Origin of the sequence: Massilia sp. Se16.2.3 (genome assembly GCF_014171595.1) — a bacterium.
Lineage (GTDB): Bacteria > Pseudomonadota > Gammaproteobacteria > Burkholderiales > Burkholderiaceae_D > Telluria.
Genome location: NZ_CP050451.1, coordinates 2,336,481 through 2,349,268 on the forward strand (window position 1 = coordinate 2,336,481; position 12,788 = coordinate 2,349,268).

The following is a 12,788-nucleotide window of genomic DNA, read 5'->3' on the forward strand; positions in this document are numbered from 1 at the left end:
AATGAAACCAGTCCTAAATTCTCAAGAGGTATTCCTTCTCGAGCGCTACATATCAGCGGAATATTTTTGCGAACTCCGCGACACTTGGGCTGAGATGGTCAAACATTTGGAAGCTTGCCTTGACAATTGTATGCGGAATTTACCCAAGAACTATCGTTCGCGTCCTTTGCCGGAGCAGCCCGATGTCGTCTGGGGGCATCGTGTTATCCCGAACTTCCGCAAAACCCTAGAGAGTTTACACTCAGGTTACATTCTATTGACCCATGGTGATTTTCTTGGTCTGACTTGCTCATGGGGAGTGCAGAGCGATTTCAAAGGCCAAATGGACTACTGGTCCGGATGGATGCCCCGGTCGGACGAGAATATCTACGGAGAGCTTCTAGACAAGGCAATTATGCTAGCTCGCAATATTTCTCGTACTGAGCGGGCTGGGTGGGGGCCATTCGATTTGGCTGAATACAACGATTACTTCGGGCCACTAAATCCTCCTGCCCAATGGCCCATGTACCAAGTCCAAGCAAACGTATCGGTCGCAACGGGACAGAAACTCGAGCGCAGCGGTATTTATGTGCCCGATGTGGAAGGAAGTTGCGCCCAATTCTTGTTCGTCAGATATGAGACAGCGCCTACGACGAAGGTACGCACCGGAATGCGCCCGATCTTGCACCCAACAACAGGTGAGCAATATGACGAAGAGCCAATCCTGGAGGAGCGAAACTGTACGTGGTATCTCGTCGAACGCGCTTCCGGTGCGCAGGGCATCGTTCGGAACGACGCGACGACTGCTGCGCAACATATCCGTGTTCCTGGCGGCCAGGCTTGCCCAGAGACCGGGTTTTACTTTACACCCGCAAAAACGGAATCTCGGCGTTTATTTCGGAAGGGTGAAGCGATGCCGACCGTGGATTCAGGGTATGGTCGCACTATCTGGCAATGGGACAGTAATCAATCTTAGGCCGCTCAAGCGCGAATGGATCGGTCCTGCCCCGGGGCCGGAACCAATGATCATAGAATTCTAAGTTTCCAAATGTCAGCAGAACTAGAGATGGGGTGGGATGAAGACTTCGCAGGTAATGAGAGACTTTAAATGAGCTCCGCCAACTCGCTATAGGTCGCTACCATCTGAGATGTCGACCGCGAATGCTGGAAGGGCGAGCATTCGAGCCCTTTAAATTATCCAACAATCCATGCTTGAAACTAATTCGCAATGGAATTACGTGGAGCATGACATGAGCACTGAGCCGTTACGGGCAATTTTCGTTTGCAGTGTATTGGTCGCAACGATGCTCGTTGGCGTTGATTGTTTGGCCATTTCTCGCCTTGAGCAGGCTGAAGTAAAGAGCACCAAAGGAAGTGTGTGCTTCTCGATACCCTCGAATAAAGAAACCCGTGATGGAGTCTCACTTTATTCAATTCTTGTATCCGATGCGAAAGCGATCCGTCCAGGAGTGCTTCCTGAAGAGCAGTGGTATACGGCCGTCACCTCAGATGAGAAGCCGCTCTTGCTTAAGCCCAAGGACTGCATTTCGTACGGGTAGGCGCTGCCTTTAACTGAACAGCGGACCTTGCAAACACTTCGTTTAGATCATGCTTACGCTGTCTACCTTGCCGCGAAACTCAAAGAATCAAATGCCATGGGATATTACGGCACGTTTTGCCTCGTGCCGGGCGACAAAGGGGAATTGGTGGTGAAGCTGTTGCCTGCGGACTTGGATCAATGAGATGAGTGGTATCGATCCTGTGGACAACGGTAAGCGTCAAGCTGCCGTTTGCGCATTCAAACGGGGCCATTCGCCCGCTCCACGGTGAGTGGCGCGAATTTCAATGACGCACAGGCACGACGGTCAAGGCCGCTGGGTGCAAGAGGACATCGCGACGTCCAAAGCTCGGATAGCGATACTTGAGAGAAAAGCACTGGAGCGCGGCAACCACTTGATTCCTCGTCAATAAGCAGCTCGGCAGGAGGTTGAAGGTTTCGGACTGCTTGGCCTACGCAGTACTACAGCCCTTCAGCAAGCTAGGCCATTTCCTTTTTTCGTCCCGGTCCGACCAACCTTGACTCCTAGCTCGTGGGACCAGTGGCGGATAATGACGCGCTACTCTATCTTTGCTGCCGGAATCATCCGGTCCTCCTATGTCCAAGGCCTTGATGGGTACGAAAACAACCCCATCTAATCGAGCGAAACAGCTGATGAATTAGCGCCGGCGGCGTGACGGCATTTCGAACAATCTCTCTCACGGGGCGTCATTTGTGAGCCCGCACGCGAATCAGTATTTGACCGAATTTTCGTCCCCGGATTCTGAATTGGTCCGCCATTCTCGTTTCCCAACGCTAATGTGCGCCCGCTCGCGCGCATTTATCCGCAGCGTTAAAATTATTCGCTCTCTTTTCGAAGGAGGTCATCATGCTCCAAGCAAACGAAATCCAGCAACGCTACAGCCACCTGCAGCAGACCATCGGCGAAGCCGAGCAGGCTTGCCGCGCGTCGCAGGATACGCCGCCGCAGATGCGTGATTGTATCGAACGCATTTCGCGTGAATTGCAGCAGGCACGTGATGTGATGCAGTCGAACGACGAGGCGCGCATCGTGCAGTGCGTCGACAGCCTGGAAGACATGGGCGACGAGGCCAAGCGCATGAGCCGCACTATGCCGCAGATGCCGGCGCATCTGGAAGCGGTTGTCACCCGCGTGCATGCCGAGCTGTCGGAGTTCAAGCACAAGCTGCACTGAGTCTGCACTGAGTCGTCTGGCCGGCGCAAAGCCGGCCAATCGACGGAGGCGGCTGTCTCGCATGACGCGGGCAGCCGCTTTTTCATTCAATCGACAGCGCAAGCGATCAGACGATCCCGCGTGCCTGCAGCGCTGCGACTTCGTCCTCGCTCTTTCCCAGTACCTCGCGCAGCACGTCGACCGTGTGCTGGCCCAGCAGCGGCGGAGCTGCGTCGCTGGTCGCCGGCGTCGCCGACATCTTCATCGGATTGCGCACCAGCTTGACGGTGCCCGCTTCCGGGTGCGGCAGCTCGATCGCCATGCCGCGCGCCTGTACCTGTTCATTCGCGAAGACTTCGCCGACGTCGTTGATCGGCCCGCAGGGCACGCCCACCGCCTCCAGCATCGCGATCCATTCGTCGCGGGTGCGCGTGGCCGCCATCTCGGCCAGCAGCGGCACCAGCACGTCGCGGTTCTGCACGCGCAGCGGGTTGGTGGCGAAGCGCGGGTCGGTCGCCAGCTCGGGGCGGCCGCCGCTTTCCACGAACTTCTGGTACTGGCCGTCGTTACCGGCGGCGACGATCATGTGCCCGTCCGAACAGGCGAAGGTCTGGTAGGGAACGATGTTCGCGTGGGCATTGCCCCAGCGCTTGGGCGGCCTGCCGCTGTTGAGGTAATTGCTGCCGACATTGGCCAGCATCGCCACTTGCGTGTCCAGCAGGGCCATGTCGATGTACTGGCCGAGTCCCGTGCGGTCGCGGTGGGTCAGCGCGGCCAGCACGGCAATCGTCGCGTACATGCCGGTCATCAGGTCGGTCAACGCCACGCCGGCCTTTTGCGGGCCGCCGCCGGGCAGCTCGTCGCGTTCGCCGGTCACCGACATCAGCCCGCCCATGCCCTGGATGAGAAAATCGTAGCCGGCGCGATGCGCGTACGGCCCATCCTGGCCGAAACCCGTGATGGAGCAGTAGACCAGGTCCGGCTTGATGGCCTTGAGCGAGGCGTAATCCAGCCCATAGCGCTTCAGGTGCCCGACCTTGAAGTTTTCCAGCACCACATCCGACTGGCTCGCCAGTTCGCGGATCAGCGCCTGGCCCTCGGAGCTGGCGATATCGACCGTCACCGAACGCTTGCCGCGGTTGGCCGAGAGATAGTAGGCCGCCTCGCCGGTATCCTTGCCGGAAGCGTCCTTGGCGTACGGAGGGCCCCAGGCGCGTGTATCGTCGCCGCTGCCGGGACGCTCGATCTTGATGACGTCGGCGCCGAGGTCGGCGAGGTTTTGCGAGCACCAGGGGCCTGCCAGGACACGCGACAGGTCGAGGACGCGGATATGCCCGAGCGCCTTGCTGGCGCCGGGATTGGAACCGGATTGGGTCATTCTGATCTCTTTGGCAAGTCGAACGAAGCGCGATTATAGCTGGCCGCGCTCGACCGTCCTGACTGTGCGCGATGCGGGTTGCAGGCTCGCTTCGATCAGCGCGAGGGCCAGCTGCGGCTGGGCGGCGCCGCACATGAAGATGTCGGCGGCGGCGAAGCCGACTTCCGGCCACGTATGGATCGAAATATGCGATTCGGCCAGCAGCAGTACGCCCGTCACGCCCATGCCGGGGCCGAAGGTATGGAAGTGGCTGTGCAGGACGCGCGCGCCGGCCGCCAGCGCCGCTTCGCGCAGCAGGGCGTCGATACGGTCCGCGTCGACCAGCAGGCTTGGCGTAATGCCGTGCAGGTCGGCCAGCAGGTGCAGGCCAGCCGGACGGTGAAGGGCGGTCGCCGTCACTTGTGGCCGCCGCCGGAATAGGAACCGCCGCCCGAATACGAGCCGCTCGAATACGAGCCGCCGCGCGAGTACCAGCGGCCCCCGGAGCTGCTGCTGGCCCCGAACATCGACAGCCAGCTGAGGAGCGTGATCACCACGATGACGGCAACGGCGTAGAGCATGTAGTACTTTTTCATGGGTCAGTCGCTGCCTGGAGCAAGCATGGCCGGCAGCGCCAGCGCCAGGGCGCCGAGCAGCAGCAGGAAGAACACGCCGGAAAAATTGAAGAGCAGCGGGACGACGTTCAGCCCCAGCAGCCAAAGCAGGCAGCGGCCGACCTTGCCGAACATGTCGGGCGATGCGGAAGGCTGGGCCTGCGCCAGCTTGGGCGCACTCGTACCGAACCAGGCACGCAGCTGGTCGAGCGCCACCGGCGTCGAGCGCGTCCAGGTCAGTTCGTCCGTGTTCCATTCGGCGGCCAGGCGCGCCGTGCCGCGTTCGAATTCGCTTACGCGCACAGTGTCACCGCGCGCCACGCGCCAATCAAAGGCGCCCACCACATGCTCGACCCGTGCTTCGTAGTCGTAGAGTTTGCGGTAGGCGATGCCCTCGAGGCTGACCGAAAGGGACGCGGGTTCGGCCGGCACCGGCCATGCGTCGAGTACCTGGGCACGCGACCAGCCTTCGTTGGTCTCGACCAGCCAGAAAAACGCGCCGGTCGGGCTGAACATCAGGTACTCCGACCATTCGCTGCCTTCTTCGTCAACCCGCACCATGGCGCCGAGCACGCGGTAGCTCCCGTTGCCGATCTTCGCGACAGCGCCCAGCGGCAGCGACATGTTGCGGCGCTCGGCCCGTTCGCCCTGTTCCAGCACCTGTACCTGCGGCGTGGTCGCGTCCAGGCGTGCCGTGCACGACGGGCAGACGAGGTTGGTCGCCATGCCCGGCAGGTAGCCGATCGCGCTGCCGCAGGACGGGCAGAGCAGGGACTCGACGCGGCCGCGGTATTTGCCGGCGCTCGTCTTGATCTGTTCCTCGTCGCGCAGCAGCTGGGCTTTCAGCTCCGGCAGGGGTGACCGCGTAGCCCTTGTAGAGCAGGGGCGCCTCGCCATCGGAGTAGTCGAGGGTCAGGAAGTCGCGCTCGCGGCGGAAGTCGGCCACGCGCGCCTGCCAGCCGGCGCCGACGCGAAACGGCAGCTCGCCCTGGCCGCCGATGCAGTCGGCCTCGCGCACGTCGGAGGCGGTGACGCGGGCGTCGCCGACCAGGTAGTTCTGGCCGGGGCGGAGCTCCGCGAATGCGGGCCAGCGTGTCCAGCCGTTCGGCTGCGGGATCGTCAGCATGAACTGGCCGGACGCATCGCCCAGCCAGCCGGCCTGCCCATCGTCGAACAGCAGATACCACTCGTTCCAGATGCCGGCCCGGTAGCGCAGCTGGATGCGGCCGACGACGGTAAAGGCGCGGCCCGCATGGCTGCCGGCGGTGCCGACCTGGATTGGCGAATAGTCTTCCAGCACCTCGGACATCTTGCCGAGGTCGCGTACCGCATCGGCGTCTTTCACGACGCTCGCGCGGCAATATTCGCACACCGCCATGACGGAGGCGTGCGAACGGAATTGGACCGGGGCGCCGCAGGAAGGGCAGGCTACGTTCTGCATCGAGGCCGGCTTAGCCGATCAGCTTTTTCAGGAGTTCGGCCTTGGTGCTGTCGTAGTCGGCGGCGGAAATCAAACCCTTGTCGAGCAGGCCCTTCAGCTTGGCCAGGCGCGTCTCGATGGAGTCATCGGCCGCGGCGGGAACCGCCGGCGCGCCGGGAGCTGCCGTGCCCGGCTGGGCAAAGGCGCCGCCAAGTCCCTGCGCCATCGCCTGGCCGACCGCCATGCCGGCACCGACGCCGGCGCCGATGCCGGCCAGCCCGCCCTCGTTCTGGGCCGCCAGCGGGATGCTGCTGGCCACCCGGAACTGGGTGAAGCCGGCCATTTTCGCGCCCGACAATCCGCCCTTCATGCCGGCCGAGATGCGCTCGTCCAGCGCGGCCTGCAGTTCTTCCGGCAGGCTGACGCTGGCGACGTTGAATTCGTCCAGGCCGATGCCGTAGCGCGCGAACGCGGTGGCAAGGTCGCTGCGTACCTGCTGCGCCATCAGGGCCTGGTTGGCCGCCATGTCCAGGAAGGCGACGTTGGCGCTGCCGAGCGACGAAGCCATCGTCGCCATCAGGATGCCGCGCAGCTGGTCCTCGACCTCGTCGCGCGTATAGGCCGCGCGGGTGCCGCTGATCTCGGTGAAAAAGGCGCGCGGATCGCTGATGCGGTAGGAGTACATGCCGAAGGCGCGCACCCGGATCATGTCGAAGTCCTTATCGCGGATCGTGATCGGCTGCGGCGTGCCCCACTTGCGGCCGGTCTGCAGGCGCGTGCTGAAGAAGTAGACGTCCGACTTGAACGGCGAATCGAACAGTTTGTCCCAGTTCTTCAGGTTGGTCAGCAGGGGCAGGGTGCGCGTGGTGAGCGTATGTGTGCCCGGGCCGAACACGTCGGCGATGCGGCCCTCGTCGACGAACACGGCCATCTGCGACTCGCGCACGTTGAGCACGGCGCCGTTCTGGATTTCGAAGTCCTGCATTGGGAAGCGCCAGGCCAGCACGCCGTCCGTGTCTTCGTTCCACTGCAGGACGTCGATAAACTGCTTCTTGATGAATGAACCGAGGGACATGATGGACTCCGTGTGGCGAATGGGGAAAATCAGGAGATGCTGCCGGCGTTGATCAGGCCGATGGACAGCGAAATGGCGCCCAGCAGGCCGCCGAAGGCACTGTTGCCGGACTCGATCTGGTCCTTCGACATGCGCAGGAGGCGCGTCGCGACCAGGAAGACCAGCAGCTGCACCAGCATGCCGACCGCGCCCCAGCCGAGGAACTGATAGTAGTTGCCGGTATAGGTCAGCGCCGAGGCGAGGGTGACGGAAAAGCCGAGCAGGGTACCGCCCAGCGACAGGGCTGCCGCGCAATTGCCTTCGCGGATGAGGTGCACCTCGTCATAGGGCGTGACCCGGGTGTACACCACAAAAAATGCCATGACCATCGCGATTGCCGTCGCGAGATGCAGCAGATAGTTTAGGATGGCGGGCACAAATTTCTCCAGAGAAGTGTCTTTCTGTCTAGGCAGAGCGATCTTAAGGCAAAACTTGTTTCATGACCAAAAGAATTCTAATACTGTCGGTTTTCGTTGTCGCCTCCTGCGGACTGGCCTATGAACTCATTGCCGGTGCCCTGTCGAGCTACTTGCTGGGCGACTCGGTCCTCCAGTTTTCGACCATCATCGGCTGCTATCTGTTCGCCATGGGCGTCGGTGCCCACTTTTCGAAGTATGTGAAGGACGAGGACGTACTGGCGCGCTTCATCGACATCGAACTGGCGGTCGGCCTGATCGGAGGCGTCTCGGCGGCCCTGCTGTTCATGGCCTTCACCTGGATGGCGGCGCCATTTCGCACGCTGCTCTACACGCTGGTGTTCCTGATCGGGATGTTCGTCGGGATGGAGGTGCCGCTGGTGATGCGCGCGCTCAACGAGCGGCGCACCGAATTCGCCGAACTGGTGAGCCGGGTGCTGACCTTCGATTACCTCGGCGCGCTGGCCGTGTCGCTGCTGTTCCCGCTGGTACTGGCGCCGCACCTGGGGCTGGTGCGCACCGGCTTCCTGTTCGGCATGCTCAATGTCGGCGTGGCGCTGTGGACGCTGTATGCCTTCCGTCTCGAACTGACAGGCCTCGGCGGACGGGTGCTGCGCGCCTGCGCCGTGCTGCTGGCGCTGGCGCTCGGGTTCACGCTGTCTGACCGCATGGTCGGCTGGGGCGAGCGCGGCCTGTTCGGCGACGACATCGTGTATTCCACCACCACGCCCTACCAGCGCCTGGTGATCACACGCTGGAAGGACGACCTGCGCCTCTACATCAACGGCAACCTGCAGTTCTCCTCGCGCGACGAATACCGCTACCACGAGGCGCTGGTCCATCCGGCGCTGCAGCAGCTGCCCTGGGCGCGGCGCGTGCTGATCCTCGGCGGCGGCGACGGACTGGCGCTACGCGAAGTGCTGCGCTACAGGCACATCGAATCGGTAACCCTGGTCGACCTCGATCCGGCCATGACGGGAGCGTTTACGACCCGCCCCGAGCTGGTGAAGCTGAACCGGGGTGCCTTCGCCGACCCGCGCGTGAAAGTGGTGAACACCGATGCCGCGGTCTGGCTGCAGGAAAGCCGCGACATGTTCGACGCCGTCATCGTCGACTTCCCCGACCCGTCGAGCTTCTCGCTCGGTAAACTGTATTCGGTCCCTTTCTACGGCATCCTGAAAAAACACATGGCCGCGAACGGCCTGGTGGTGGTGCAGTCGACCTCGCCGTATTTCGCGCCGAACGCCTACTGGACAGTGGACGCCACGCTGCGCGAAGTAGGCATGCGCACCTGGCCGTACCACCTGTACGTGCCCTCGTTCGGCGAATGGGGCTTCATCATGGCGTCGCCCCAGGCCGATTTCGCGCCGCCGTCGCAGTACACGCTGCCGATGCGCTACCTGAATGGGGAGACCACGCGCGAGATGTTCGCCTTCCCGCCCGACATGGCGCGGCGTGCGATGCCGCCCAACCGGCTCAACACCCAGTCGCTGGTGCACGAGTTCGAAAACGACTGGCGCCAGGTGATCCGCTGATGGACCGCCGCTCCTTCCTGGCAGGTGCCGGCGCAGGTCTTGCGGCCCTGGGCAGCGCGGCCGGCTTCAGCCACTTCCAGGAAATCACGCCGAACGTGCATTATCCGGGCCGTGCCGAAGGCCACTTCCTGCGCGACCTGCGCCACCCGCCGCCGCCGGCATCGCGCATCGACACCGACGTGCTGGTGCTGGGCTCCGGCGTGGCCGGCTTGACGGCAGCCTGGAAGCTGGGGAAGGAGGGGGCGCGCGCGCGCTTGTCGTCGACGGCCCCCAGGCGTTCGGGAACGCGGCTGGCGCGCGCTACGGCGAGCTCGAAAGCCCGACGGGGCGCACTACCTGCCGCTGCCCTCGATGGAGTCGACGCATGTGCGTGCCATCCTTTCCGATCTCGGCGTCATCGAGCGTGACCCGTATGGAGCGCGTCCGACCTATGACGAGCGGCGCCTGGTGCATGCTCCCGAGGAGCGGCTGCTGGTGAACGGGCGCTGGCAGGAGGGGCTGCTGCCGACCGTCGGCGTGGGCCCGGCGGAGCTGGCCGAGCAGCGCCGCTTCTTCGCCCACATGGCACGCCTGCGCGGCGAGCACGGGCTGGATGGTCGGCGCATGTTCGTGTTCCCGTCGGCGCTGTCGTCGAACGACCCCGCACATGCGGCGCTCGACCGCATCAGCTTTGCCGACTGGCTGACGCACGAAGGCTACCGTGCGCCCAGCCTGCGCTGGTACCTGGACTACTGCTGCCGCGACGATTACGGCGCCACGCTCGACCGCGTCTCGGCCTGGGCGGGCCTGCATTATTTCGCCGGCAGGAGCGGCCAGGCCGCGAACGCCGAGGATGCGGCCGTGCTGACCTGGCCCGGCGGACTGGCGCCGCTGGTGGCCGGCATGGCGGACAGCGCTGCGCGCGCAGGCGTCGCGCGGCGGCCGGGTACAGCGGTCTCCCTTGCGGCGCGTTGGTGGCGGCGTCGAGGCGCTGTGCTTCCGCTTTGAAGCTGGCGTGCCGACCAGCTTCCTGGTGCGCGCGCGCCGGGCGATCTGCGCGATGCCGCTGTTCGTGGCGGCGCGCGTGGTCGAGGACATGGCGGCGCATGGGTTCGATGCGCGGCGCCACCTGCCGGAGTACGCGCCCTGGCTGGTGGCGAACTTCGTGCTGCGCGAGCCGCCGCGCGAGCGCGAGCAGGGTGGCGAGGCGGTTCCGCTCTCCGGGACAACGTGGTGCAGGGTGCGCAGGGTGCGCAGGGCGCGCACGGGCTGGGCTATGTGGTCTCGACCCACCAGGATATCCGCGTCACGCCCGCCGAGCGCAGCGTGTACACGGCCTATGTGGCGCTGGCGGACCGCAGGCCCCAGGACGCACGCACATGGATGCAGTCGGCGTCGAAGGAAGAGTTGATCGCGCTGGCGGCGGCCGACCTGAAGGCGGCCTATGGCTGGACGCTGGCGCCTTGCGTGGAGCGGGTCGACATCACGCTGCGGGCGCATGCGATGGCCATTCCGGGGCCGGGATTTCGCAGCAATGCGGGGCTGGCGGCGCTGCGCGAGGCGGACGGGCCGATCCTGTTCGCGCATGCGGATCTGTCGGGGTTTTCGGTGTTCGAGGAGGCGTCGTGGTGGGGTTGGAGGGCGGCGGAGCGGGCCTTGGGGTGATGGCGGCTCGTTACCGCCGCGGGAACGCGGCGGTTCCATACCGCGTGGGCTCAAGAGCCCACCCTACGGTGTGCTGCTGCCCGTAGGGTGGGCACCGTCACCGAGGCCCCCAGTACCGTAGGGTGGGCACTCCGTGCCCACGCTGTCGTGCCCATGCATGCCACAGTGCGTCACCTTGCGGTCGCCATCGAACGGGCTACGGCCGATGCGTCCCCACCTCTCGCAGTCCCGCATCGTCCAGCTGCGCCGCAAACAGATCCCGCTCGCGGTCGACGATGCCATCGACCGTACGTTCGTCCAGCCCCATCGCCTCCAGCACGAAGGCCGACAGCTGCAGGCTCGCTTCCAGCGTTTCCGGCACGATCACCGTCGCACCGGCGCGGCGCAGCGAGCGTGCATGCTTCTCGTCGCGCGAGCGCACGAACAGGGGTACCTGGGCGAATTCGCGGCGGATGCCGCGTACCGCCTGCAGTGCCGACGCCGGATGGTCCATCGTCAGCACGATGGCGGGCGCCTCGTCGGCGTTCACGAGGCGCAGCAGTTCGGGCCGCGCGGCATTGCCGAAGTAGACCGGCGCGCCTTCGGCGTGCAGCTTCGACACCAGGCGCGCATCGTTTTCGAAGGCGACGTAGGCGATGCCCCGGGCGTCGAGCAGCTTGGCCAGCTGCTGGCCGACGCGACCGAAGCCGGCGATGATGATCTTGCCGCGCGCACCGGCATAGCCCTGCGCCTGTTCCTGCACTGCGCGCTCGCGGTGGGCACGATCGTCGCGCTCGCCGATGGTCCTGCCGATGCGCGCCAGCAGCGGCGTGATGAACATCGACAAGCCGACCGCGAGCATCACGCGTGCGCCCAGCGCCGGGTCGAGCAGCTTGCTGTTGATGGCGTAACCGAGCACGATAAAGGCGAATTCGCCGCCCGGGCCAGCAGCAGGCCGCCCTCGAGCGCGCGGCTCCAGGGCAGGCGGCCGGCGCGAAACAGCAGCGTGACCACCAGCGCCTTGATCGCCACCAGGCCAAGGACGGCGCCGGCCAGCCACAGCGGCGCCTCGTCCAGCTGGCGCGTGTCCATGCCCATCCCCACGGTCATGAAGAACAGGCCCATGAGCAGGCCTTTGAAAGGCTCGACCATCAGTTCGACTTCGTGGCGGAACTCGGTCTCGGCCAGCAGCAAGCCAGCCACCAGGGCACCGAGCGCCATCGACAGCCCGGCGGCGGCGGACAAGCCGGCAATGCCGAAGGTCGAAAGCAGGATCAGCGCCATGAAGACGTCCGGCTGGCGATGGCGGGCAAACGCCTTGAACAGCGGCGGAATGATGCGCCGCCCGACCAGGTAGATGAGGGCGATGGCGCCGCCTGCTTTGAGCATCGTCATCATGGCCAGGGCCGCCGCGCCGTCGCCGCTGCCGCGCGCCAGTACGCCGAGCAGCACCGGGATCGGCACCACGGCCAGGTCCTGCAGCATCAGCACGGCAAACGCCGCCTGGCCGAGCGGGCTGCCGGTGGTTTGCTGCTCGCTCATGAGGGCCATCACGACGGCGGTGGAAGAGAGCGACAGCACCACGCCGAGGATCGCGGCCGTCGCCGGCGCCTGCCCCAGCATCCAGGCGGCGCCGCCGATCAGCAGCGCGCTGGCCAGCACCTGGACGGTGCCGGCCCCGAATACCCAGGCGCGCATCGCCCACAGGCGCGCGGCCGAGAGCTCGAGGCCGATCATGAACATCAGGAACAGCACGCCCAGCTCCGCCAGCATGGCCACGCCCTGGCCGCTGGGGAAGGTCAGCCAGCCGAGCCAGGGGATCTCGTGGGTCAGCAGGCCCAGGCCATAGGGACCGACCAATGTACCTACTGCCAGGAAACCGAGCACCTGGTTGATGCGCAGGCGCTGCAGGGTCGGAATCAGGACGCCGGCCAGGATCAGGAACAGGAGGATTTCGCGCAGAAAGGGGAAGGCGTGTTGCTCTTGCACGGGGCTAAG

14 protein-coding genes and 1 pseudogene are annotated in these 12,788 nt (G+C 64.6%); 6 read left to right on the forward strand and 9 right to left on the reverse strand.

Features of this window, described 5'->3' with window-relative positions; translation table 11 throughout:
* Nucleotide 1 precedes the first annotated feature (1 nt).
* The 4 genes from G4G31_RS10720 to G4G31_RS10730 all read left to right on the forward strand — a co-directional run bounded on the left by G4G31_RS10720 (nucleotide 2) and on the right by G4G31_RS10730 (nucleotide 2,732).
* A complete protein-coding gene (locus tag G4G31_RS10720) occupies nucleotides 2-955 on the forward strand; it encodes a hypothetical protein (protein ID WP_182991408.1) in 954 nt (317 codons plus the stop codon).
* 274 nt (nucleotides 956-1,229) lie between these two features.
* Nucleotides 1,230-1,538, forward strand: a complete 309-nt coding sequence (locus tag G4G31_RS10725) for a hypothetical protein (protein WP_182991409.1) — start codon at nucleotides 1,230-1,232, stop codon at nucleotides 1,536-1,538.
* A gap of 27 nt (nucleotides 1,539-1,565) precedes the next feature.
* Complete coding sequence (locus tag G4G31_RS24705) at nucleotides 1,566-1,721, forward strand: hypothetical protein (protein WP_183108179.1); 156 nt, start codon at nucleotides 1,566-1,568, stop codon at nucleotides 1,719-1,721.
* 684 nt (nucleotides 1,722-2,405) lie between these two features.
* On the forward strand, nucleotides 2,406-2,732 hold the full coding sequence (locus tag G4G31_RS10730; protein WP_182991410.1) for a hypothetical protein: 327 nt from the start codon (nucleotides 2,406-2,408) through the stop codon (nucleotides 2,730-2,732).
* Nucleotides 2,733-2,838: 106 nt separating this feature from the next.
* On the opposite strand, the gene G4G31_RS10735 is transcribed toward G4G31_RS10730, so the two are convergent.
* From G4G31_RS10735 to G4G31_RS10760, 7 genes are read right to left on the reverse strand one after another with little or no spacing between them, the layout of a single operon-like run.
* Nucleotides 2,839-4,089 carry a CaiB/BaiF CoA-transferase family protein gene (locus G4G31_RS10735; protein ID WP_182991411.1) on the reverse strand — a complete coding sequence of 417 codons (1,251 nt, stop codon included), beginning with the start codon at nucleotides 4,087-4,089 and terminating at the stop codon, nucleotides 2,839-2,841.
* Between the two features lie 33 nt (nucleotides 4,090-4,122).
* Complete coding sequence (gene speD, locus G4G31_RS10740) at nucleotides 4,123-4,488, reverse strand: adenosylmethionine decarboxylase (protein WP_182991412.1); 366 nt, start codon at nucleotides 4,486-4,488, stop codon at nucleotides 4,123-4,125.
* Nucleotides 4,485-4,664, reverse strand: a complete 180-nt coding sequence (locus G4G31_RS10745) for a hypothetical protein (RefSeq protein WP_182991413.1) — start codon at nucleotides 4,662-4,664, stop codon at nucleotides 4,485-4,487. Before G4G31_RS10745 ends, speD begins: the two co-directional genes overlap by 4 nt.
* Before the next feature lie 3 nt (nucleotides 4,665-4,667).
* Nucleotides 4,668-5,306 carry a DUF4178 domain-containing protein gene (locus tag G4G31_RS25725; protein ID WP_229425507.1) on the reverse strand — a complete coding sequence of 213 codons (639 nt, stop codon included), beginning with the start codon at nucleotides 5,304-5,306 and terminating at the stop codon, nucleotides 4,668-4,670.
* Complete coding sequence (locus G4G31_RS25730; RefSeq protein ID WP_229425508.1) at nucleotides 5,230-6,123, reverse strand: DUF4178 domain-containing protein; 894 nt, start codon at nucleotides 6,121-6,123, stop codon at nucleotides 5,230-5,232. Before G4G31_RS25730 ends, G4G31_RS25725 begins: the two co-directional genes overlap by 77 nt.
* A gap of 10 nt (nucleotides 6,124-6,133) precedes the next feature.
* Complete coding sequence (locus tag G4G31_RS10755; RefSeq protein ID WP_182991414.1) at nucleotides 6,134-7,177, reverse strand: SPFH domain-containing protein; 1,044 nt, start codon at nucleotides 7,175-7,177, stop codon at nucleotides 6,134-6,136.
* Nucleotides 7,178-7,206: 29 nt separating this feature from the next.
* Nucleotides 7,207-7,593, reverse strand: coding sequence for a DUF350 domain-containing protein (locus G4G31_RS10760; protein ID WP_229425509.1), 387 nt, complete (start codon nucleotides 7,591-7,593; stop codon nucleotides 7,207-7,209).
* Nucleotides 7,594-7,655: 62 nt separating this feature from the next.
* Between G4G31_RS10760 and G4G31_RS10765 the strand changes: the two genes are divergently transcribed.
* Both G4G31_RS10765 and G4G31_RS10770 read left to right on the forward strand, forming a co-directional pair.
* Nucleotides 7,656-9,167 (forward strand): polyamine aminopropyltransferase, encoded by a 1,512-nt coding sequence (locus G4G31_RS10765; protein WP_182991415.1) that lies wholly within the window; start codon nucleotides 7,656-7,658, stop codon nucleotides 9,165-9,167.
* Nucleotides 9,167-10,811: pseudogene (locus tag G4G31_RS10770) on the forward strand (NAD(P)-binding protein). Before G4G31_RS10765 ends, G4G31_RS10770 begins: the two are co-directional and overlap by 1 nt.
* A 196-nt stretch (nucleotides 10,812-11,007) precedes the next feature.
* On the opposite strand, the gene G4G31_RS25735 reads toward G4G31_RS10770, so the two are convergent.
* Nucleotides 11,008-11,709: an NAD-binding protein gene (locus G4G31_RS25735; protein WP_229425510.1), complete on the reverse strand. Its 702-nt coding sequence runs from the start codon at nucleotides 11,707-11,709 to the stop codon at nucleotides 11,008-11,010.
* Nucleotides 11,652-12,779 (reverse strand): cation:proton antiporter, encoded by a 1,128-nt coding sequence (locus G4G31_RS25740; protein ID WP_229425511.1) that lies wholly within the window; start codon nucleotides 12,777-12,779, stop codon nucleotides 11,652-11,654. The genes G4G31_RS25735 and G4G31_RS25740 overlap by 58 nt, the downstream gene beginning before the upstream one ends.
* Between the last annotated feature and the right edge of the window lie 9 nt (nucleotides 12,780-12,788).

Coding starts and splice junctions, on each gene's coding strand:
- G4G31_RS10720 (WP_182991408.1), top strand. CDS start 2: ATGAAACCAGTCCTAAATTCTCAAGAGGTATTCCTTCTCGAGCGCTAC.
- G4G31_RS10725 (WP_182991409.1), top strand. CDS start 1,230: ATGAGCACTGAGCCGTTACGGGCAATTTTCGTTTGCAGTGTATTGGTC.
- G4G31_RS10730 (WP_182991410.1), top strand. CDS start 2,406: ATGCTCCAAGCAAACGAAATCCAGCAACGCTACAGCCACCTGCAGCAG.
- G4G31_RS10735 (WP_182991411.1), bottom strand. CDS start 4,089: ATGACCCAATCCGGTTCCAATCCCGGCGCCAGCAAGGCGCTCGGGCAT.
- G4G31_RS10745 (WP_182991413.1), bottom strand. CDS start 4,664: ATGAAAAAGTACTACATGCTCTACGCCGTTGCCGTCATCGTGGTGATC.
- G4G31_RS25725 (WP_229425507.1), bottom strand. CDS start 5,306: ATGTCGCTGCCGCTGGGCGCTGTCGCGAAGATCGGCAACGGGAGCTAC.
- G4G31_RS25730 (WP_229425508.1), bottom strand. CDS start 6,123: ATGCAGAACGTAGCCTGCCCTTCCTGCGGCGCCCCGGTCCAATTCCGT.
- G4G31_RS10755 (WP_182991414.1), bottom strand. CDS start 7,177: ATGTCCCTCGGTTCATTCATCAAGAAGCAGTTTATCGACGTCCTGCAG.
- G4G31_RS10765 (WP_182991415.1), top strand. CDS start 7,656: ATGACCAAAAGAATTCTAATACTGTCGGTTTTCGTTGTCGCCTCCTGC.